Consider the following 18,548-nt stretch of genomic DNA (forward strand, 5'->3'; position numbering starts at 1 on the left):
AAGCTGGTGCCATCGTGCAAACACTGCTGCGCCACCTGCAGTTTGAACCACTCGTCGTATCGTTTGCTCATAAAAACACCCCGAAGGTTGGATTGGGGGTCCAACTTTCGGGGTGCAGTTCAGTGAAGGCGCTGGGGGCCTCTTTGTCAGGCGTTACGTTATCAGGCATCGAGGGCCCGATGGTCGTCAAGAATCCGAGTCGTCGAGCATCATCTGGATCATTTCCTCCAGTGCCTCGACCTTCTGCTCGAGCGCCTCGACTTCGCCCTCCTGCTCGGACGTCTTGACGTATTGTTCGTTGATCTTGGCCATGTGCTCCTCGATGGCCGCGGAATCCATGGCCTGCGCGGCGCCGCCCATCAGCAGCAGGGTCAGGAAGCCGGCAGTCAGCGTCTTGATGTTCATGGGGCACCTCTCGTGTGACGAAATGGTCAGGACCTGCCGCCAGGTCCTGTTCACTTGGTGTCTCCCTGCTCGCGTTCCTTACAGCGGGCAATGGACCCTCTTGCACTATGGCACTGGATCCATCACCCGGCCATGTTCCGCGGCTCACAGGCGGAGCGACTGCTTATCGAGTGACCTCGAGGCCCCGCCAGCCAGTACCCCGCGTCGGCCTCAGAAGCGGTACTTCACCATGCCCTGCAGGCGCAAAGCGTCGCCGTCGCGGCCGTCGACCACCTCGCGGGTGTGGTAACCGGCCTCCAGGCCGTAGCTGACGCGTTCGATCGGTGACCAGATGTAATTGAGGTGCAGTGCCTCGAACTGTTCGTTGGCGCCCTCCACGCCGGCGATGCCGGCCTCGCGGGCATCGTCCAGGTCGGCGCTCGAGATGCCGTAACCCAGGTTGATGGCGCCAGGACCAGTCCTGAGGCTCATGCCGACGTTGGCGCCCCAGGCGGTGACGGTGTCGATCTCACCCTCGGAGAGGTAGCCCGGGGCCGAGGGGTTGTTCTGTAGGTATTCGCCGATGCCGTCGCCGTAGGTCAGCGCGCCGCGCAGGGTCAGGCGCTCGCTGGCCCGATAGCGCGCCGCCAGGTTCAGGCCCCAGCCGGTGGCGCTATCGTCGATGCCTGACAGGCCATCCTCGCTTTCGACCTCCAGCTGACGCAGCAGGGCCGAGGCCGAGTAGTCGACCCCCGCGGCCCGGCTCTGGTAGCGCAGCGTCAGGTCGGGCAGGCCGGTCTTGGCATCGTCGGCTTCCCGATAGATGCCGCGCTTGTCATTGAAGCTGGCCGCCACGCCGTCCCGATAATCCTCGGCGTCGGGGTTCTCCAGGGCAAGGTGCCACTGGCCCCAGGAGTAGCGCAGCTGCGCCTTGCGGCCGATCTTGCTCTGGCCCGGCTGAGGCGCGAGGTCGATGGTCGGCGTCTTGCCCAGCCGGCTGCCGAAGTTGGTCCAGGTCTTGCCCGCCAGCACGCCGTTCCAGCTGCCGTAGGCGTGACGAAGTCGCAGATCGCCACCCTCCGGCGCGTTATCGAACCAGTCGACTTCCACGCGGGTGACGAGTTGGCTATCGCCGGCCGGGGTGGCCGTCTTGAAGCCCAGGCGCGACTGGTAGGCGTGCAGGGTGGTGTGACCGTCGCTGCCTTGCTGATCGTCGATCAGGATCCGCGGGCGAGCCACCAGGTCGCCAAGCTCGTTGTCCATGTCGTAGATCATGTCCAGCTTGGCGTAGCCATAGATGCTGGCGGTGGTGTCGCCGACCTCGATGTCCACGGCGTGGGCGGCGCCGGCGATGGCCATGGTGAGGGCGCTGGCTGCGAAGCATGAGGCGCTCTTGAGGGAGACGTGAGATGTCATCGGGTCGTTTCCTTCTGCAGGTTCACCGCCGAAGCGGGGGAGTCGGCGACGTCCATGGCTCCCCTGATGATCCCGGTGCCGCCGATGGTTGATATGCTAACCATCCCTCGGCGGGCTTCCCATATAAGCAAGAGCTTAAAACTTGATTTGTCTCATTGAACGGTAAAAACCACGTTTTTTAATCAAAAAAGCGACAACATCTGCCATTTATATGGATTAAGAGCATATTATTGTCTTGCGATGAATCAACATGACGGCATCGTGGCGCAGAGAATCTCGATGACGATCGAGGAGGCACGGATGGTACGACGTCGCCGTATGTGGGACGGATCGCCACAGGGGACAGAGCAGGAAATGGGCAGGGTAAGACGGTGCAGGAGGGGAGTGGCGCCCCCATCAGGATTCGAACCTGAGACCTTCCCCTTAGGAGGGGGACGCTCTATCCAGCTGAGCTATGGGGGCGCAACGCAGCGCATTATAAGCGCCTGACCCGCCGAGATAAACCCGCGCCGCCCCCGGGCAGTGCCCCGGGCCATGAGTCCGGCGCGATTCCCGGGTAGAATGCGCCCATCTTCGCTTCCGGTGGCCGGCATGACCGAACCCGTCTCTCCTCTCTCGCCGGCTGGCGATCGCCACTTCGACGGCCTGGCCGACAAGTTCGCCGCGAGCCTCTACGGCGGCGCCCGCGGCGAGCTGCGCCTGGCGCTGCTCGATCGCCTGCTGCCCGAGATGCTTGATCTCGACGGCCAGCCGCTGCTCGACGTCGGTGGTGGGCTCGGTCAACTGGCCGGCTGGTTCGCCGGGCGCGGTCACGCCGTGACCCTGGCCGAGCCCTCCGGCGAGATGCTCGCGCGGGCCAGGGAGCACCTGGCCGGCAAGAACGTCACCTTTCATCAGGCGCCGCTGCAGGCCCTGCCCGAGCAGGCCCCCGGGCCCTGGTCGCTGATCGCCTGCCATGCGGTGCTGGAGTGGCTGGCCGACCCGCGCGGTGCCCTGGCCACCCTGGCGAGCCTGCTTGCCCCAGGCGGGCAGGTCTCGCTGATGGTGTTCAATCGCGACGCGCTCAGGCTCTCCAACGTCGTCAAGGGGAACCTGGAGAAGGCCCTGGCCGACCGCCTGGAGGGCAAGGGGCTTCGCAAGCGGTTGACGCCGATCTCGCCGCTGACCCATGGGCAGGTTGAGGCCTGGAGCGCCGAGAACGATCTCGTGATCCGTGAGGTGGCGGGCATCCGAGTGTTTTCCGACTACCTGCGACACCCGCCGGAGAACGAGGCCGATCGCGACCGCCTGCTGACGCTCGAGCACCGCTACTGCCGGGTCGATCCCCACTGGCGGCTTGGCCGCTACCTGCTCTACACCCTGGAGCGCCCGATCCATCCCGCACAGGAGCCCACACCATGAGTGCCGAGACCCCCGTCTGCCAGCTGCTGGAGCGACAGGCTTTCGACTACCGCGGCTGGCTCTGGGTGGCGCCGCCCAGGGACGCCTGGCTGGAGACGGGGCAGGGCAGCCTGCTCTCGGCCGACCAGGCGGTGCGCACGGCCTGGCAGGCCCGGGGGCTCCCGACGGCCTCGCCCTTCGAGGCCGTCGACGCGGCGCCTTCGGGCGTGGTGCTGTTCTGGCCCAAGAGTCATGCGCTGGGCGAATGGTGGCTGCTGTGGCTCTGCACCCACCTGCCGCCGGGCACCCCGCTGCAGTTGGTCGGCGAGAATCAGGGCGGCATCAAACGGGTCCTCAAGGTGCTGGCGGCGCTGGGGCTTGGCTGTCGCAAGGTGGACAGTGCCCGGCGCTGCGGCCTCTACGCGACCCGCCTGGATCGGGTGGGGATCGATCCCGACGAGGCCTGGATGAGCTTCGAGGCCGAGGGCCTGCGGCTTTCCAGTCACCCGGGGGTGTTCGGCCACGGCAAGCTCGACGACGGCACTCGGCTGCTGCTGGGCGAGCTGCCTGAAGCACTGGAAGAGGCGCTGGATAAGGGACGGGGCGATATCCTGGATCTCGGCTGCGGCGACGGCATCCTCGCCGCCTGGCTGGCGCGGCGCGGTGCGCGGGTCACCGCGACGGACGTCAACGGCTTCGCGGTGGAGGCGACCCGGCGCACGCTCGAGGCCAACGGACTGGCCGGCGAGGCGCTGGCGAGCGACGTCTACTCGGCCCTGGGTACCCGACGCTTCGACGCCATCATCAGCAATCCGCCCTTCCACCAGGAGCGGGCCATCGACTATGGCCCGGCGGGGCGGCTGATTCGCGAGGCGCCGGAGCACCTGAAGCCCGGCGGCCAGTTGCTGCTGGTGGCCAATGCCTTCCTGCCCTATCCGGACCTGCTGACTCGCGCCTTCGGCGGCTTCGAGATCCTGGCCGACGATCGGCGCTTCCGGGTCTATCGGGCGGTCAAGGCCTGATCGAGGGGCTGATCAGGGCCTGATCAGTGCTTGATCAGGCCTGCGGGTCGCGATAGGCGATATCGGTGATCAGGTAGGTGGTCTCGCCGCCCGGCGCGGCCACCGTGGCCTCGTCGTCGAGCCCCTTGCCCAGCAGCGCCTTCGCCAGCGGGGCATCCACGCTGATCCAGCGCCTGGTGGTATCGGTCTCGTCGTGGCCGACGATGCGGATGGCGAGCTCCTCGCCTTCCTCGTCCTCCAGGGTGACGAAGGCGCCGAAGAAGACCTTGCCGGTATTCCCGGGGAGGCGATCCACCACCGTGAGCTCGTCGAGGCGCTTGGTGAGATAGCGGATGCGCGCGATGACCCGGTTGAGCTCCTTCTTGTTATAGGTGTAGTCGGCGTTCTCGCTGCGATCGCCCAGCGCTGCCGCCTCGCCCACCTTGGTCGAGAGGTCGGGGCGCTTGACCCGCGACAGGTGGTCGAGGATGCCGCGCAGTCGTTCGGCCCCCTCGGCGGTGATCAGGTTGCTCTTGGGTTCCTGACGCGGGTCCTTGGCGGGGTCGCGCCAGCGCGTCATGTTGCGGCCCTTCATCCGTTGCGTCCTCCTTCGATCGAGAGGGGCAAGATACGCCATCGCCTCGGCGCATGCCACGTTGCCCCTCGCTCGCCTGGTAGTTCATTCGAACGTTCGTTACATTGCGGGTGACGCCATCACAACAACAATCCGCCAGGGAGTCCCGCCATGCATCGTCGTTCACTGTCCGCCATCGTTCTCGCCGCCGTACTCGGCCCGGCACTGCTCGCCGCCTCGTTGGCACAGGCCCAGACCTCGCCCCAGACCTGGGACCACGAGGTGAGTGAGCTGCGCCACCGCTGGGAGCAGATCACTACCGAAATGCCCGAGGATCGCCGCGAGTCCGCGCTCGAGTCGCTGGCGGATGAGAGCAGTGCCCTCGCCGAGGCCTATCCCCGGCAGAGCCCGGTGCTGGTCTGGCGGGGAATCGTTCTGGCCTCCCATGCGCGGGCGGCCGGCGGGCTTTCCGCACTCGGCTCGGCCAAGCAGGCGCGCGAGGTGCTGGAGCGCGCCGTCGAGCTCGACCCCGAGGGGCACCACGGCTCCACCTGGGTGACCCTGGGGGCCCTCTACGATCGGGCGCCCGGCTGGCCGGTGGCCTTCGGCGACGCCGAGACCGCCGAGCGGATGTTCCAGCGGGCCCTGTCGATCCGTCCCGAGGGGATCGACGTTCACTTCTACTACGCCGCCTTCCTCGAGGACGAGGGCCGAAGCGACGAGGCCCGTGAGCATGCCCGTCGCGCCATCGAAGGCACGGCCCGCGCGACTCGCCCGCTCTCCGACGAGGCGCTGCGCGACGACGCCAGGGCGCTACTCGCGCGCCTCTGAGGGGGCACGACGGGGAAGGGTGGTTGGCATTCCTGTCCGCGGTCCCGATAATGGGTCCTTTGTGCGATCGGGAGACCGGCATGAGCGTTACGCGCCCGCCTGCAGACGAGCATGACCTCACCCGCGAGCTGCCCTTCACGGCGGCCGACGTGGAGCTGGAAGAACGGCGCTGCCTGTACGAGGGGTTCTTCCGCCTGGAGGCGCTCCATCTGCGTCACCGTCTCTTCGAGGGCGGCTGGAGCGGTCGCATGGTGCGCGAGGTGCACCATCGCCACGACGCGGTGGGCGTGTTGCTCTACGACGTGGAACGCGACGCCGTGGTGTTGATCGAGCAGTTCCGCGCCGGTGCCCTCGACGATCCCGCCTCCCCCTGGAAGCTCGAGGTGGTCGCCGGGCTGGTCGAGCGCGGCGAGAGTGCCGCCGAGGTGGCCCGCCGCGAGGCCATGGAGGAGGCCGGCTGCGCGGTGGGCGAGCTGATCGAACTGCACGCCTACTACCCGAGCCCCGGCGCCTGCGACGAGCGCGTCACCCTGTTCTGCGGGCTGGTCGACAGCCGCGGCCTCGGCGGCGTGCACGGGCTGGACGAGGAACACGAAGATATCCGCGTGCATGTGCTACCGTTCCTTCGTGCCTGGGAACTCCTGCAGGCCGGACGACTCGACAATGCCATGTGCCTGATCGCCTTCCAGTGGCTGGCCGGTGAGCGTGCATCGTTGCGAGCAAGGAGGTAGCGTGCCGAGAAACGCCTATGTCACCGACCTGAAGACCCTGCAGGGTGAATGCGCGGCCAACTTCATTCGCCTTAGCCGGCTGCTGGGCGACCTGGAGGCCGGCGAGACCCGCGAGGTGGCGCTGGTCAACCGGGGGCGTCGCCTGGGCGCGCTCTGTCTCGAGCTTCAGGAGCGCGCGCCCTACACCAGTATCGTGCGCGTGTCCCAGCGCGGGGTGCTCGATGCCGTCATCGAGTCGCCACGCATGCGCGTGCATCTCTACCACGACGTGCGCATGGCCGAGGTCACCGATTTCCAGCGTCAGCGCCACTTCCACGGCCGCTACCGCTATCCCAATGCGCGCATGCACCAGCCCGACGAGAAGCTGCAGCTTAACCGCTTCCTCGGCGAATGGCTGGAGCACGGGCTGGCCCACGGCCACTCCGACCTGCCGCAGCTGCCCTGACGACGCCCCCGTCGGGCCACCGTCCGGCACGCGCGCCGAATCCCCGACCCGTTGCCTGTTCGATCAAGAGATTCGTCCCGATGCGCCTGATCCAGATTACCGACTGCCACCTCTATGCCGCCCCCGAGGCGCGCGGCCGGATCGGCGTGCCGCTGCGCCAGCTCGATGCCGTGGTCGAGGCGGTCAACCGCGAGCGCCCGGATCGGGTGGTGGTCAGCGGCGATATCAGCCAGGACGAGTCGGCGGCCTCCTATGAGTTGGCCGAGCGGACGCTTTCACGGCTCGACGCCCCCTGGTGCTGGCTGCCGGGCAACCACGACCGCACCGACCTGATGGCCGAGCGTCGGGCGCTGCCCGCCGAGCTCGACCTGGGCGACTGGCGCGCGCTGCTGCTGGATACCCAGGTCCGCGGTCGCGAGGGCGGCGAGCTGGGCCCCGAGCGGCTGGCGGCCCTGGACGCGAGGCTCGCCGGTGACGATCGCCCGACGCTTCTGATCATGCACCACCCACCGCTGGCCATCGGCACGGCCTGGCTCGACGCGATCGGCCTGGCCGACGCCGAGGCTTTCTGGCGCCTCATTGCCCTGCATCACCGGGTACGGGCGGTGTGTTTCGGCCACGTCCACCAGGCCTTCGAGGGCGCCAAGACCCTGGCCGGTCGGCAGGTGGTGGTCTACGGCTGCCCCGCCGCCAGCGACCAGTTCCTGCCCGGCGCCACCACCTTCGCCCTCGACGAGGCCGCCCGCCCCGGCTATCGCCTCCTCGACCTCGGCCCCGGTGCGCTCGAGACCCGGGTGGCACGCGTCGTCCTGTGAGGCTCGAGCAGTTGAAATGAGTATAAAAAGATAGTTATTGATTCTTTTGGGTTATTACCGCCCCGGGGTTACCCTGTCTCGCATGATCTCTCCCGCCCAACGTCATGCGAGGTAGCCGGGCCATGAGCCATCTTTCCGCACCGTCCCGCGAGAGCGCCGTGGAGGCCGCCGTCGGCGACCCGACGCCGTCGCGCCAGCGCCTCACCCACCTGCAGCAGCTCGAGGCCGAGTCGATCCACATCATCCGCGAGGTGGTGGCGGAGTTTGCCAACCCGGTGATGCTCTACTCCATCGGCAAGGACTCCTCGGTGATGCTGCATCTGGCGCGCAAGGCCTTCTACCCCGGGCCGCCGCCGTTCCCGCTGATGCACGTCAACACCACCTGGAAGTTCCGCGAGATGATCGAGTTCCGCGATCGCATGGCCGCGGAATCCGGCATGGAGCTGATCGAGCACATCAACGAGGAGGGGCGCGCCGCCGGCATCAACCCCTTCGACCACGGCTCCAGCGGCTACACCGACGTGATGAAGACCGCGGCCCTCAAGCAGGCACTGGACAAGTACGGCTTCGACGCCGCCTTCGGCGGGGCGCGCCGTGACGAGGAGGCCAGCCGCGCCAAGGAGCGGGTGTTCTCCTTCCGCGATCGCCACCACCGCTGGGACCCCAAGAACCAGCGCCCGGAGCTGTGGAACCTCTACAACGCCCGGGTCAACAAGGGCGAGTCGATCCGCGCCTTCCCGCTCTCCAACTGGACCGAGCTGGATATCTGGCAGTACATCCATCTCGAGGGCATCCCCATCGTGCCGCTCTATTTCTCCGCGCCGCGTCCGGTGGTGGAGCGCGACGGCATGCAGATCATGGTCGACGACGAGCGCCTGCCGCTGGCCGAGGGCGAGGTGCCCGAGGAGAAGTGGGTGCGCTTCCGCACCCTCGGCTGCTACCCGCTGACCGGCGCCGTGGAGTCCCGGGCGGCCACCCTGCCCGAGATCATCCAGGAGATGCTGCTCACCCGCACCAGCGAGCGCAGCGGCCGCGCCATCGACCACGATCAGGCCGGCTCCATGGAGAAGAAGAAGCGCGAGGGGTATTTCTGATGTCACACCAGTCCAATCTGATCGCCGACAACATCGAGCAGTACCTGCACGAGCACGAGAACAAGGACCTGCTGCGCTTCATCACCTGCGGCAGCGTCGACGACGGCAAGTCGACCCTGATCGGCCGGCTGCTGCATGACTCCAAGATGATCTTCGACGACCAGCTGGCGGCGATCACCCAGGCCTCGAAGAAGAGCGGCACCACCGGCGAGGCGGTGGACCTGGCGCTGCTGGTCGATGGCCTGCAGTCCGAGCGGGAGCAGGGCATCACCATCGACGTGGCCTACCGCTTCTTCTCCACCGACAAGCGCAAGTTCATCATCGCCGACACCCCGGGCCACGAGCAGTACACCCGCAACATGGCGACCGGGGCCTCCACGGCGAGCCTGGCGATCATCCTGATCGATGCTCGCTACGGCGTGCAGACCCAGACCCGTCGGCACAGCTTCATCGCCGACCTGCTGGGCATCCAGCACCTGGTGATCGCGGTCAACAAGATGGACCTGGTCGGCTTCGACGAGGCGCGCTTCGAGGAGATCGTCGCCGAGTATCGCGCCTTCGCCGAGCAGCTCGACGCCCCCGACATCCGCTTCGTGCCGCTCTCGGCGCTGGAGGGCGACAACGTCGTCAATCCGAGCGACAAGACCCCCTGGTACGCCGGTCCGCCGCTGCTCGAGCTGCTGGAGAGCGTCGAGATCAGTCGCGATCGCAACCTGACCGACCTGCGCCTGCCGGTGCAGATCGTCAACCGCCCCGATCTCGACTTCCGCGGCTACGCCGGCACTCTGGAGGCGGGCATCCTGCGCCCGGGGCAGGCGGTCAAGGTGCTGCCCTCCGGGCGGACCTCGACGGTGGAGCGGATCGTCACCTTCGATGGCGACCTGGATATCGCCTGGCCGGGTCAGGCGATCACCGTCACCCTGAGCGATGAGGTCGATATCTCGCGCGGCGACTGGATCGTCGCCGCGGATGCCGAGGTGGCCCTGGCCGATGCCTTCGAGGCCGACATCGTGTGGATGCACGACGAGCCCCTCGTCCCCGGGCGGCCGGTCGACATCCGCCTGGCCGGGCGCTCCGTGGCGGGCCGGGTCGGCGAGATCCTCCACCAGGTCGACGTCAACAGCCAGGCGCGCCATCCGGCCGAGCGCCTTGAACTCAACGCCATCGCCCGCTGCCGGGTCGAGCTGACCGCCGAGGTGGCGCTGGACGACTATGGCACGAGCCCCGGCACCGGCAGCTTCATCGTCATCGACCGGCTCACCAACGTCACGGTGGGCGCGGGGATGATCCGCGCCGTCGCCCAGCCGGGCAGCCGTCCGACCGGCGAGGTGGACTGGGCCGGCTTCGAGCTGGAGCTCAACGCCCTGGTGCGCAAGTACTTCCCGCACTGGGAGGCGAAGGACCTTCGCGAGCTGCTCAAGTAGCCCGATGAATCCGGCCATACACGAGCCCGGCGACCTGTGTCGTCGGGCTCGTTGTCGTCTGGGGCAGGCGGTTGGGAAACCGGCTCTGGTAGGCTGGGTCCAATGATCTGACCCCGCTTTGGAGCCCGCCCGATGATCGTCCTGGCAATCGCCCTGCTGCTGGCCCTCTTCCTGCTGCCTAACCTCTGGGCGAAGTGGGTGCTTGCCCGTCATGCTCGGGGGCGCAAGGAGTACCCCGGCACCGGGGGCGAGCTCGCCGAGCACCTCATTCGGCGACTCGGCCTCGAGGGCGTGCGTGTCGAGGTGACCGACCAGGGCGATCACTATGATCCCGAGGCGCGCCGGGTGCGGCTCTCCCAGGAGCACTACACCGGGCGCTCGCTCACGGCGGTGACGGTAGCGGCCCACGAGGTGGGCCATGCCATCCAGCACCGGGACGGCTATGCACCGCTGCTGGCCCGCTCGCGCCTGGTGGCCGTGGCGCAGAAGGCCGAGAAGGTCGGGGCGCTACTGATGATGGCCGCGCCCTTCCTGTTCGTGCTGACGCGCCTGCCCGGCGGCCTGATCGTCGTGGTGGCCCTGGCGGTGATCAGCTTCGGCACCGCCGCGCTGGTGCACCTGGTGACCCTGCCGGTGGAGTTCGATGCCAGCTTCGGGCGGGCCCTGCCGCTGCTCGCCGAGTACATCCCGGCCCGCGACATGGCCGGAGCCCGCCACGTGCTCACCGCCTGCGCCTTCACCTACGTGGCCGCCTCGCTGGCCAGCGTCCTCAATCTGGGGCGCTGGCTGGTGATCCTGCGGCGCTAGGCGCCGCGCGGCCGACGGCCGACCGCCGTCGTGGCGTTGACCGGCGTGAGATGCGACACCGGCCGGGCCGGGGGTAGGCTGGGGGCATCGACACGACTCGGAGCACCCGACCATGAGCGGCACGACGCGACTCGATCACGCGACAGGGAGGTCGGCGTGACGCCGACGCTTCGGCGCGCCGCCCTGTTCGTCAAGCGGCTGGTGGGTGTGGTGGCTCGGCCGATGAAGCACCGCCAGGGGCACGGCGGCCTGACGGTCACGCCCTATCGGGGCTACGGCTCGCGGCGAGAGGCCTTCCTCACGGGGCGCGTGTTTCGTCAGGCGCCGCTGAGTCGGGGCTTGCCGCGTCGCGGCTTCCTGCGCGACCTGGTCGACGTGGCACGACGCATCGCCCGACGGGGCGTGGCCGAGGCCAGCGTCGATATCCGCCTGGGCGACAATCGGGTGGCCGTGACCACCGACCGCGACGGCTACTTCGATGCCCGGCTGCCCCTCGAGGCCGCACTGCCCCGCAATGGGGTCTGGCATGTCGCCGAGCTGTGGGTCACGGCGGCCGAGGAGGGGCCGGTGCGTGCCAGCGTGGAGGTCTTCATCCCGTCGCCCGAGACCGACCTGCTGGTGATCAGCGACATCGACGATACCGTGATGTACACCGGCGTGGCCGACAAGCTGCGCATGCTCTATCGGCTGTTCATCGAGCAGCCCGATCAGCGCATGGCCTTTCCCGGCGTGGCGGCACTCTACCAGGCCCTGCACCGCGGCGCCGACGATCGGGGCGAGCGCCCCATCCTCTATGTGTCGCGGGGCCCCTGGGCGATCTACGAGATGCTGGAGACCTTCTTCCAGCTCAATCGCATTCCGGTCGGGCCGATCCTGTTCCTGCGCGAGTGGGGCATCTCCCTGCGCCACCCCTTGCCGCGTCGGGCCGAGGATCACAAGCAGCAGCTGATCAGCCGCATGCTGGCGACCTTCGAGGGGGTGCCCTGCGTGCTGATCGGCGACAGCGGACAGCACGACCCCGAGGTCTATACCCGCATCGTCGAGGCCCACCCCGGGCGCATCAAGGCCATCTACATCCGGCGCGTGGAGCAGCGGGATGATCGCCAGCGTGCCATCCAGCGGCTCTGCGACCAGCTACGCCACACCCACTGCGACCTGGTACTGGCCGCCGACAGCGTGCTGATCGCCGAACATGCCCAGGCGAGCGGCTTCATCTCTGATTACGGCCTCGAGGCCGTGCGCCGCGAGGCGGCCGCAGCATCTGAGGATAAGGGACCCGAGGATGCCGCCTGAGGCCGAGTCTGCCCATAGCTTCTCGCGATCGCGCCTCGGGACTCAGCTGGGCCGGTTAGCCATGACCACCGCGCGGCGCGGGGCGGGGTAGCCCTCCCGGGTGCGGGTCGGGTCGTTGGGGTCGAGGAAGTCGGCCAGCGACTGGAAGGTCATCCACTCGGTGGCGCGCTGCTCGTCCGTGGTCGTTACCGCCTCGTCTACCACCCGCACGTTATAAAAGCCGCAGCGTTCGAGCCACTGGCAGAGCGCCGCGGAGGAGGGCAGGAAGTAAACGTTGGGCATGGCGGCATAGCGCTCCCCGGGCAGCAGCACCGTGGTGGCGTCGCCCTCGACCACCAGGGTCTCCAGCACCAGCTCGCCACCCGGGCGCAGGGCCTCCTTGAGCTGCACGAGATGCTCCAGCGGCGAGGGGCGGTGGTAGAGCACGCCCATGGAGAACAGCGTGTCGAAGAAGGCGAGCCGCTCGGGGACGTCCTCGATGCCCACCGGCAGGAAGTGGGTGCGGTGGCCGTCGGCGTTGCCGACGAAGTGGCGCACCGCCCGGAACTGCCAGAAGAAGCGCGGCGAGGGGTCGATCACCAGCACGAAGGCGGCGCCGGCCCCGGCCATGCGCCAGGCGTGATAGCCGCTGCCGCCGCCCACGTCGAGCACCCGGCGGCCGGCGAGCGGCGCCAGGTGGGTGGCGACTCTTTGCCACTTCCAGTCCGAGCGCCACTCGGTGTCGATGTGCACGCCGCCGAGGCAAAAGGGTCCCTTGCGCCAGGGCATGAGCTTACGCAGCAGGTTCTCGGCCTGGCGGCGCTGACTCTCGCTCAGCTCGGCCTCGACGCTTACCGTGTCATGATCGAGGTCGACGCGGCGCGCCTCGGGCAGCGCGGGCAGCTTGGCCACGGCCTTCTCCCAGGCCGGCAGATCGCCGTAGCGCTGGCGATCCAGCCCCCGGGCCAGCTGGTCGGGCAGGCGAGCCAGCCAGGTGTCGAGGCCCTGGTCGAGGAAGGCGCAGTAGAGGTCGCGGTGTTCCGGCGCGATCGGCATGTCAGGCGTCCTTGAAGGCGATCAGCGAGGCGAAGTTGAGGAACTGGAACCAGGTGTGGGCGCGGGAGAAGCCGGCCCGGGCCAGGCGCTCGTGGTGCCCCGCCAGGGTATCCGGTACCAGCACGTTTTCCAGCGCCGTGCGCTTCTGGCTGATCTCCATCTCGCTGTAGCCGTTGGCGCGCTTGAAGTCGTGGTAGCGCTCTACCAGCCAGGCGTTCTCCTGCTCGTCGGCGGCCTTGATCTTCTCGGAGAGCACCAGCACGCCGCCGGGCTCCAGGGCGTCGAAGAGACGGGAGATCACCGCGTCGCGATCCTCCGGGGCGAGAAACTGCAGGGTGAAGTTGAGCACGATCATGCCGGCGGGGGCGTACTCCAGCTGGCGGATATCGCCCTCGAGCACCTCCATGGCGTGATCGGGACACTCCGCCGCCAGGGTCTCCCGGGCCCGCGCGACCATGGCCGGGGAGAGATCCACGCCGGTGTAGCGAAAGGCGTCCGGCGCGAGGGTCCCGGCGAGCGCCAGGCCGGCGGCGCCCAGCGAGCAGCCGAGGTCATAGACCTGGGCGCCGTGGCGCAGGTGGCGCCCGGCGATCACGCCCTGCATTCCGAGTATCTGGCCGTATCCCGGCACCGAGCGGCGGATCATGTCGGGAAAGCAGGCGACGACCTGCTCGTCGAAGGAGAAGCGCGCCACCCGGTCTAGGGGTGTCGAAAAGATCGCGTCACGGTAAGATGCGTCACTCATGGAACAGGCCGGATATCATGGGGTAAGGGGGCGCCATTCTACGCCTCGCCCGCATCGGCTGCACGACAGGACGTTCAGGAGACGCCCATGATAGAGCCCACCATCGACCAGGGTGCTGCCTGGCAGGCCCTGGCCGACCACGCCGAGGGGATGCGTGCCACGCACCTGAGCGAACTCTTCGCCGGTGAGTCGGGGCGCCATGGAGCCTTCACCCGCCAGGCGGCGGGCCTGACCCTGGATCTCTCCAAGCAGCGCTGGGACGCCGAGACTCTGACCAAGCTGCTCGACCTCGCCCGGGAGGCCAAGGTCCCCGAGGCGATCCGCGCGCTGCTCGAAGGCGAGCGGGTCAATCGCAGCGAGGACCGTCCGGCCCTGCACACCGCCCTGCGGCTGCCGCCCGAGGCGAGCCTGGTGGTGGAGGGTGAGGACCTGGTGCCCTCGGTGCACGCGACCCTGGAGCGCATGGAAACCATGGTCGAGCGCTTCCACGCCGGGCAGTGGCGGGGCGCCACCGGCAAGGCGATCCGCGACGTGGTCAACCTCGGCGTGGGCGGCTCCGACCTGGGGCCGTTGATGGTGACCCACGCCCTGGCCGACTACCGGCCCCGGGGCGTGCACGCCGTCGACGTGCACTTCGCCTCCACCATGGACGGCTCCCAGCTCGCCGACTATCTGGCGCGGCTCAACCCCGAGACCACGCTCTTCGTGCTCTCGTCGAAGTCGTTCACCACCATCGATACCCTCTCCAACGCCCGCACCGCCCGGGACTGGCTGATGGCGCGCCTCATGGGTGAGGGCCGCGAGGAGGGCGTCGATGCCGAGCTGGTCATGCACCAGCACTTCATCGGCATCTCGGCGAGCCCCGAGAAGATGAACGAGTGGGGTATCGCCGAGGCGCACCAGCTGGAGTTCTGGGAGTGGGTCGGGGGGCGCTATTCGCTGTGGGGCGGCATCGGCCTGCCCATCGCCCTGGCGGTGGGCATGGCGCAGTTCCGCGAGCTACTGGCCGGCGCCCACGCCCTGGACACTCACTTCCGCGAGGCGCCCCTCGAGGACAACCTGCCGGTGCTGCTGGCCCTGGCGGGGATCTGGAACGTCAACTTCCTCGACGTCCGCGCCCACTCGATCCTGCCCTACGATGGGCGGCTGGAGTACTTCGCCGCCTATCTCGAGCAGCTGGAGATGGAGTCCAACGGAAAGTCGGTGACCCACGACGGCCAGGCCGTCGGCTACTCCACCTGCCCGGTGCTGTGGGGCCAGCTCGGCCCCAATGCCCAGCATGCCTTCTATCAGCTGCTCCACCAGGGCACCCAGGCGGTGGAGTGCGACTTCATCGCCCCCCTGGTGCGCTACGAGGACGTCGAGGACCCGGCCACCCGCGACCACCTGATGGGCCAGCATCGCCTGACGCTCGCCAACTGCTTCGCCCAGTCCCGAGCCTTGATGCTCGGCGACGAGGCCATCGAGGAGGACGGGCCGCGCCCGGTGCACAAGCGCTATCGTGGCAACCAGCCTTCCAGCACCCTGCTGCTCGAGCGGCTGACGCCGGCGACCCTGGGGGCGCTGATCGCCCTCTACGAGCACAAGGTGTTCGTCCAGGCGACCATCTGGGACATCAATCCCTTCGACCAGTGGGGCGTGGAGCTCGGCAAGCAGATCGCCGGCGAGACCCAGCGCATCCTCGAGCATCACGCCGACGTCGCAACCATGGACGACTCCACCCGGGGGCTGATCGAGGCCGCCTGGGCGGCGGAGCGCGGGTCGCGATGATACTGGCTGCATGTACAGGGGTTGCGGTATGCTGAGCGCCGCCCGGGAGCGGCCGGCGGCCAGCGGGGTGCTCTACCTGCACGGTTTCAACAGCGGTAGCGGTTCGCCCAAGGCGGGCCTGGTGCGCGAGGCCTGCGCGCGGCTCGGGCTGCCCTGCGCCACGCCGCAGCTGCCGCACCGCCCCGAGGCGGCCCTGGCCTGCGCCGAGGCGCGACTCGCCGATCTGGGGCCGGCCCCGCTGGTGGCGGGCAGCTCCATGGGCGGCTTTCTGGCCACCCTGATCGCCGAGCGCCACGACCTGCCGGGGGTGCTGATCAACCCGGCGGTAGCGCCGGCCACGCTGGTGGCGGACTGGGTCGGCCAGCGCTTCGACAACGCCTACACCGGCGAGCGCTTCGCCATCGAGGCCGCGCATCTCGAGGAGCTCGAGGCCCTGACGCCCGAGCGGGTCACGGCGGAGCGCTATCTGCTGCTGCTGGGCACGGCCGACGAGACCCTGGATCCCCGGCGGGCCTTCGCCCTCTACCGGGGCGCGCGAGTCATCCTGCACCCGCAGGGGGATCACGGCTTCGCGGCCCTGGCGGACTACCTGCCGGCGATTCTCGCCCACGGCGGCCACGCCCTGACGGCGGCGCGGCTCGCCGGCCGCGAGGCCCCCGGCATCCAGGCCGCCGGCGTCCCGGGTGCCAATGTCCCGGGCGACACGAACGATCGAAACCACTTTGGGTGATGCATGACGCAATACAGTGCCAGCTCCATCGAGGTCCTCTCCGGCCTCGAGCCGGTGCGCAAGCGCCCCGGCATGTACACCGATACCTCGCGGCCCAATCACCTCGTCCAGGAAGTCATCGACAACAGCGTCGATGAGGCGCTGGCCGGTCATGCCGGGGCGATCACCGTTCGCCTCTTCGAGGACGGTGGCGTCGAGGTCTCCGACGACGGCCGCGGCATGCCCATCGACATCCACCCGGAGCATGGCGTCTCCGGTGTCGAGCTGATCATGACCCGGCTGCACGCCGGCGGGAAGTTCTCCCAGTCGAGCTACCGCTTCTCCGGCGGCCTGCACGGCGTCGGGGTCTCGGTGGTCAACGCGCTCTCCAAGCGCCTGGAGATCGAGGTGCTGCGCGACGGCAGCCGCCACGGCATGGCCTTCGAGCACGGCGACAAGGCCTCCCCCCTGCAGGTGATCGGCAGCGCGCCCAAGCGCGCCCGCGGCACCCTGGTGCGCTTCTGGCCTGAGGAGAGCTACTTCGACAGCCCGAAACTGTCCCTCTCGCGCCTCAAGCATCTGCTGCGCGCCAAGGCGGTGCTCTGCTCGGGCCTCAAGGTCACCCTGGTCGAACCCGACGGCAACCAGAGCGTCTGGCAGTACGCCGACGGCCTGCGCGACTACCTGGCCCAGGCCACCGACGGCTACGAGGTGCTGCCGGCCTCGCCCTTCGTCGGTCACTTCGCCGACGATGAGCACGGCGTGGACTGGGCGATCCAGTGGCTGCCCGAGGGGGGCGAGGCGCTGCTCGAGAGCTACGTCAACCTGATCCCCACCCCCCAGGGCGGCACCCACGTCAATGGCCTGCGGGCCGGGCTGCTCGATGCCCTGCGCGAGTTCTGCGAGTACCGAAGTATCTTGCCGCGGGGCGTCAAGCTCACCGCCGAGGATCTCTGGGAGCGCGTCTCTTACGTGCTCTCGGTGAAGATGCTCGACCCGCAGTTCGCCGGCCAGACCAAGGAGCGGCTGTCGTCCCGCACCGTTTCGGGCTTCGTCTCCGGGGTGGTCAAGGACGCCTTCTCGCTGTGGCTCAACCACCATGTCGACCAGGCCGAGGCGCTGGCCGAGCTGGTCATCAGCGCCGCCCAGCGTCGCCAGAAGAGCTCGAAGAAGGTGGCGCGCAAGAAGGTCACCTCGGGGCCCGCGCTGCCCGGCAAGCTCGCCGACTGCTCGGGTCAGGACCCGGCCGCCAGCGAGCTCTTCCTGGTCGAGGGGGACTCGGCCGGCGGCAGCGCCAAGCAGGCGCGCAACCGCGAGAGCCAGGCGATCCTGCCGCTGCGCGGCAAGATCCTCAATACCTGGGAGGTGGAGTCCCACGACATCTACGGCTCCCAGGAAGTGCACGACATTGCCGTGGCCGTGGGCATGGACCCGGTCAGCGAGGATCTCTCCAAGCTGCGCTACCACAAGATCTGCATCCTCGCCGATGCCGACTCGGACGGCCTGCACATCGCCACGCTGCTCTGCGCGCTTTTCGTGCGTCACTTTCCGGCGCTGGTCGATGCCGGCCATGTGTTCGTCGCCATGCCGCCGCTCTACCGCATCGACCTGGGCAAGGAGGTGCACTACGCCCTGGACGAGAGCGAGAAGGCCGCCATCCTGCGCAAGCTCGAGGGCAAGCGCGGCACGGTGAACGTGCAGCGCTTCAAGGGCCTGGGCGAGATGAGCCCGTTACAGTTGCGCGAGACCACCATGGCGGTCGAGACCCGCCGGCTGGTGCAGCTCACCCGCGAGGTCGGCGACGGCACCATGGAGATGATGGACATGCTGCTGGCCAAGAAGCGCGCCGGCGATCGCAAGAGCTGGCTCGAGGACTACGGCAACCTGGCGGACATCGAGGTATAGCGCTGAGCTACGAGCATCGAGCTACAAGCACCAAGGCAAGCGGCGCCGGGGACAGGTCGAAGGGGAGGTCCTTTCCCAGGGAGGGAAAAGGTAGCGCCCAAGGAAGGGTTCACAGCGCCTCCACGATGGTCCGACACTTCGGGGCCTGTCGCCGGAACAGCCGCGGTTGGCGGACACAGATTTTGAACC

Annotated in this window: 18 protein-coding genes and 1 tRNA gene; 13 read left to right on the forward strand and 6 right to left on the reverse strand. The window is 68.5% G+C overall.

Going from position 1 to position 18,548, the window contains the following annotated elements:
• Positions 1-186: 186 nt before the first annotated feature.
• From ABE957_RS14145 to ABE957_RS14155, 3 genes are all read right to left on the reverse strand, one after another.
• Positions 187-405, reverse strand: coding sequence for a hypothetical protein (locus ABE957_RS14145; protein WP_349759300.1), 219 nt, complete (start codon positions 403-405; stop codon positions 187-189).
• A 210-nt stretch (positions 406-615) separates the two neighbouring features.
• Complete coding sequence (locus tag ABE957_RS14150; protein ID WP_349759301.1) at positions 616-1,800, reverse strand: hypothetical protein; 1,185 nt, start codon at positions 1,798-1,800, stop codon at positions 616-618.
• 385 nt (positions 1,801-2,185) lie between these two features.
• Positions 2,186-2,262: transfer RNA gene (locus tag ABE957_RS14155), tRNA-Arg, on the reverse strand.
• A 129-nt stretch (positions 2,263-2,391) separates the two neighbouring features.
• Here ABE957_RS14155 and ABE957_RS14160 point away from each other — a divergent pair.
• Together ABE957_RS14160 and ABE957_RS14165 are read left to right on the forward strand one after the other, a co-directional pair.
• The gene (locus ABE957_RS14160) at positions 2,392-3,201 is read left to right on the forward strand and encodes a methyltransferase domain-containing protein (RefSeq protein WP_349759302.1); all 810 of its coding nucleotides are present in this window, start codon (positions 2,392-2,394) and stop codon (positions 3,199-3,201) included.
• Complete coding sequence (locus tag ABE957_RS14165; RefSeq protein ID WP_349759303.1) at positions 3,198-4,202, forward strand: methyltransferase; 1,005 nt, start codon at positions 3,198-3,200, stop codon at positions 4,200-4,202. The genes ABE957_RS14160 and ABE957_RS14165 overlap by 4 nt, the downstream gene beginning before the upstream one ends.
• 34 nt (positions 4,203-4,236) lie before the next feature.
• On the opposite strand, the gene greB is transcribed toward ABE957_RS14165, so the two are convergent.
• On the reverse strand, positions 4,237-4,776 hold the full coding sequence (greB, locus tag ABE957_RS14170) for a transcription elongation factor GreB (RefSeq protein WP_349759304.1): 540 nt from the start codon (positions 4,774-4,776) through the stop codon (positions 4,237-4,239).
• Between the two features lie 150 nt (positions 4,777-4,926).
• Here greB and ABE957_RS14175 point away from each other — a divergent pair, with 150 nt between their 5' ends.
• The 8 genes from ABE957_RS14175 to ABE957_RS14210 all read left to right on the forward strand — a co-directional run bounded on the left by ABE957_RS14175 (position 4,927) and on the right by ABE957_RS14210 (position 12,195).
• The gene (locus tag ABE957_RS14175; protein WP_349759305.1) at positions 4,927-5,586 is read left to right on the forward strand and encodes a TRAP transporter TatT component family protein; all 660 of its coding nucleotides are present in this window, start codon (positions 4,927-4,929) and stop codon (positions 5,584-5,586) included.
• Positions 5,587-5,666: 80 nt separating this feature from the next.
• On the forward strand, positions 5,667-6,317 hold the full coding sequence (locus ABE957_RS14180; RefSeq protein WP_349759306.1) for an NUDIX domain-containing protein: 651 nt from the start codon (positions 5,667-5,669) through the stop codon (positions 6,315-6,317).
• A 1-nt stretch (position 6,318) separates the two neighbouring features.
• Positions 6,319-6,762: a DUF1249 domain-containing protein gene (locus ABE957_RS14185; protein ID WP_349759307.1), complete on the forward strand. Its 444-nt coding sequence runs from the start codon at positions 6,319-6,321 to the stop codon at positions 6,760-6,762.
• Between the two features lie 80 nt (positions 6,763-6,842).
• Positions 6,843-7,577: a phosphodiesterase gene (locus tag ABE957_RS14190; protein WP_349759308.1), complete on the forward strand. Its 735-nt coding sequence runs from the start codon at positions 6,843-6,845 to the stop codon at positions 7,575-7,577.
• Between the two features lie 122 nt (positions 7,578-7,699).
• Entirely contained in the window at positions 7,700-8,671 is a 972-nt protein-coding gene (gene cysD, locus ABE957_RS14195; protein ID WP_349759309.1) for a sulfate adenylyltransferase subunit CysD, read from the forward strand.
• Positions 8,671-10,095: a sulfate adenylyltransferase subunit CysN gene (cysN, locus tag ABE957_RS14200; protein ID WP_349759310.1), complete on the forward strand. Its 1,425-nt coding sequence runs from the start codon at positions 8,671-8,673 to the stop codon at positions 10,093-10,095. The genes cysD and cysN overlap by 1 nt, the downstream gene beginning before the upstream one ends.
• Positions 10,096-10,227: 132 nt before the next feature.
• Complete coding sequence (locus tag ABE957_RS14205) at positions 10,228-10,902, forward strand: zinc metallopeptidase (protein ID WP_349759311.1); 675 nt, start codon at positions 10,228-10,230, stop codon at positions 10,900-10,902.
• Between the two features lie 222 nt (positions 10,903-11,124).
• Positions 11,125-12,195 (forward strand): App1 family protein phosphatidate phosphatase, encoded by a 1,071-nt coding sequence (locus ABE957_RS14210; RefSeq protein ID WP_349759412.1) that lies wholly within the window; start codon positions 11,125-11,127, stop codon positions 12,193-12,195.
• A gap of 42 nt (positions 12,196-12,237) precedes the next feature.
• On the opposite strand, the gene cmoB is transcribed toward ABE957_RS14210, so the two are convergent.
• A complete protein-coding gene (gene cmoB, locus ABE957_RS14215; protein ID WP_349759312.1) occupies positions 12,238-13,230 on the reverse strand; it encodes a tRNA 5-methoxyuridine(34)/uridine 5-oxyacetic acid(34) synthase CmoB in 993 nt (330 codons plus the stop codon).
• Between the two features lies 1 nt (position 13,231).
• Entirely contained in the window at positions 13,232-13,975 is a 744-nt protein-coding gene (gene cmoA, locus ABE957_RS14220; RefSeq protein ID WP_349759313.1) for a carboxy-S-adenosyl-L-methionine synthase CmoA, read from the reverse strand.
• An 87-nt stretch (positions 13,976-14,062) separates the two neighbouring features.
• On the opposite strand from cmoA, the gene pgi reads away from it, so the two are divergent.
• From pgi to parE, 3 genes are read left to right on the forward strand one after another with little or no spacing between them, the layout of a single operon-like run.
• A complete protein-coding gene (gene pgi, locus ABE957_RS14225; protein ID WP_349759314.1) occupies positions 14,063-15,745 on the forward strand; it encodes a glucose-6-phosphate isomerase in 1,683 nt (560 codons plus the stop codon).
• 28 nt (positions 15,746-15,773) lie between these two features.
• The gene (locus ABE957_RS14230; RefSeq protein WP_349759315.1) at positions 15,774-16,475 is read left to right on the forward strand and encodes a YqiA/YcfP family alpha/beta fold hydrolase; all 702 of its coding nucleotides are present in this window, start codon (positions 15,774-15,776) and stop codon (positions 16,473-16,475) included.
• Between the two features lie 3 nt (positions 16,476-16,478).
• Positions 16,479-18,359: a DNA topoisomerase IV subunit B gene (gene parE / locus ABE957_RS14235; RefSeq protein WP_349759317.1), complete on the forward strand. Its 1,881-nt coding sequence runs from the start codon at positions 16,479-16,481 to the stop codon at positions 18,357-18,359.
• Positions 18,360-18,548: the final 189 nt, after the last annotated feature.

It is taken from the genome of Halomonas pelophila, assembly GCF_040196315.1.
Taxonomy (GTDB): Bacteria; Pseudomonadota; Gammaproteobacteria; order Pseudomonadales; family Halomonadaceae; genus Halomonas; species Halomonas pelophila.

Excerpts from the sequence above, each read along its gene's own strand:
- ABE957_RS14145 (WP_349759300.1), bottom strand. The coding sequence starts at position 405 with ATGAACATCAAGACGCTGACTGCCGGCTTCCTGACCCTGCTGCTGATG.
- ABE957_RS14150 (WP_349759301.1), bottom strand. The coding sequence starts at position 1,800 with ATGACATCTCACGTCTCCCTCAAGAGCGCCTCATGCTTCGCAGCCAGC.
- ABE957_RS14160 (WP_349759302.1), top strand. The coding sequence starts at position 2,392 with ATGACCGAACCCGTCTCTCCTCTCTCGCCGGCTGGCGATCGCCACTTC.
- ABE957_RS14165 (WP_349759303.1), top strand. The coding sequence starts at position 3,198 with ATGAGTGCCGAGACCCCCGTCTGCCAGCTGCTGGAGCGACAGGCTTTC.
- greB (WP_349759304.1), bottom strand. The coding sequence starts at position 4,776 with ATGAAGGGCCGCAACATGACGCGCTGGCGCGACCCCGCCAAGGACCCG.
- ABE957_RS14175 (WP_349759305.1), top strand. The coding sequence starts at position 4,927 with ATGCATCGTCGTTCACTGTCCGCCATCGTTCTCGCCGCCGTACTCGGC.
- ABE957_RS14180 (WP_349759306.1), top strand. The coding sequence starts at position 5,667 with ATGAGCGTTACGCGCCCGCCTGCAGACGAGCATGACCTCACCCGCGAG.
- ABE957_RS14190 (WP_349759308.1), top strand. The coding sequence starts at position 6,843 with ATGCGCCTGATCCAGATTACCGACTGCCACCTCTATGCCGCCCCCGAG.
- cysD (WP_349759309.1), top strand. The coding sequence starts at position 7,700 with ATGAGCCATCTTTCCGCACCGTCCCGCGAGAGCGCCGTGGAGGCCGCC.
- cysN (WP_349759310.1), top strand. The coding sequence starts at position 8,671 with ATGTCACACCAGTCCAATCTGATCGCCGACAACATCGAGCAGTACCTG.
- ABE957_RS14205 (WP_349759311.1), top strand. The coding sequence starts at position 10,228 with ATGATCGTCCTGGCAATCGCCCTGCTGCTGGCCCTCTTCCTGCTGCCT.
- ABE957_RS14210 (WP_349759412.1), top strand. The coding sequence starts at position 11,125 with ATGAAGCACCGCCAGGGGCACGGCGGCCTGACGGTCACGCCCTATCGG.
- cmoB (WP_349759312.1), bottom strand. The coding sequence starts at position 13,230 with ATGCCGATCGCGCCGGAACACCGCGACCTCTACTGCGCCTTCCTCGAC.
- cmoA (WP_349759313.1), bottom strand. The coding sequence starts at position 13,975 with ATGAGTGACGCATCTTACCGTGACGCGATCTTTTCGACACCCCTAGAC.
- pgi (WP_349759314.1), top strand. The coding sequence starts at position 14,063 with ATGATAGAGCCCACCATCGACCAGGGTGCTGCCTGGCAGGCCCTGGCC.
- ABE957_RS14230 (WP_349759315.1), top strand. The coding sequence starts at position 15,774 with ATGCTGAGCGCCGCCCGGGAGCGGCCGGCGGCCAGCGGGGTGCTCTAC.
- parE (WP_349759317.1), top strand. The coding sequence starts at position 16,479 with ATGACGCAATACAGTGCCAGCTCCATCGAGGTCCTCTCCGGCCTCGAG.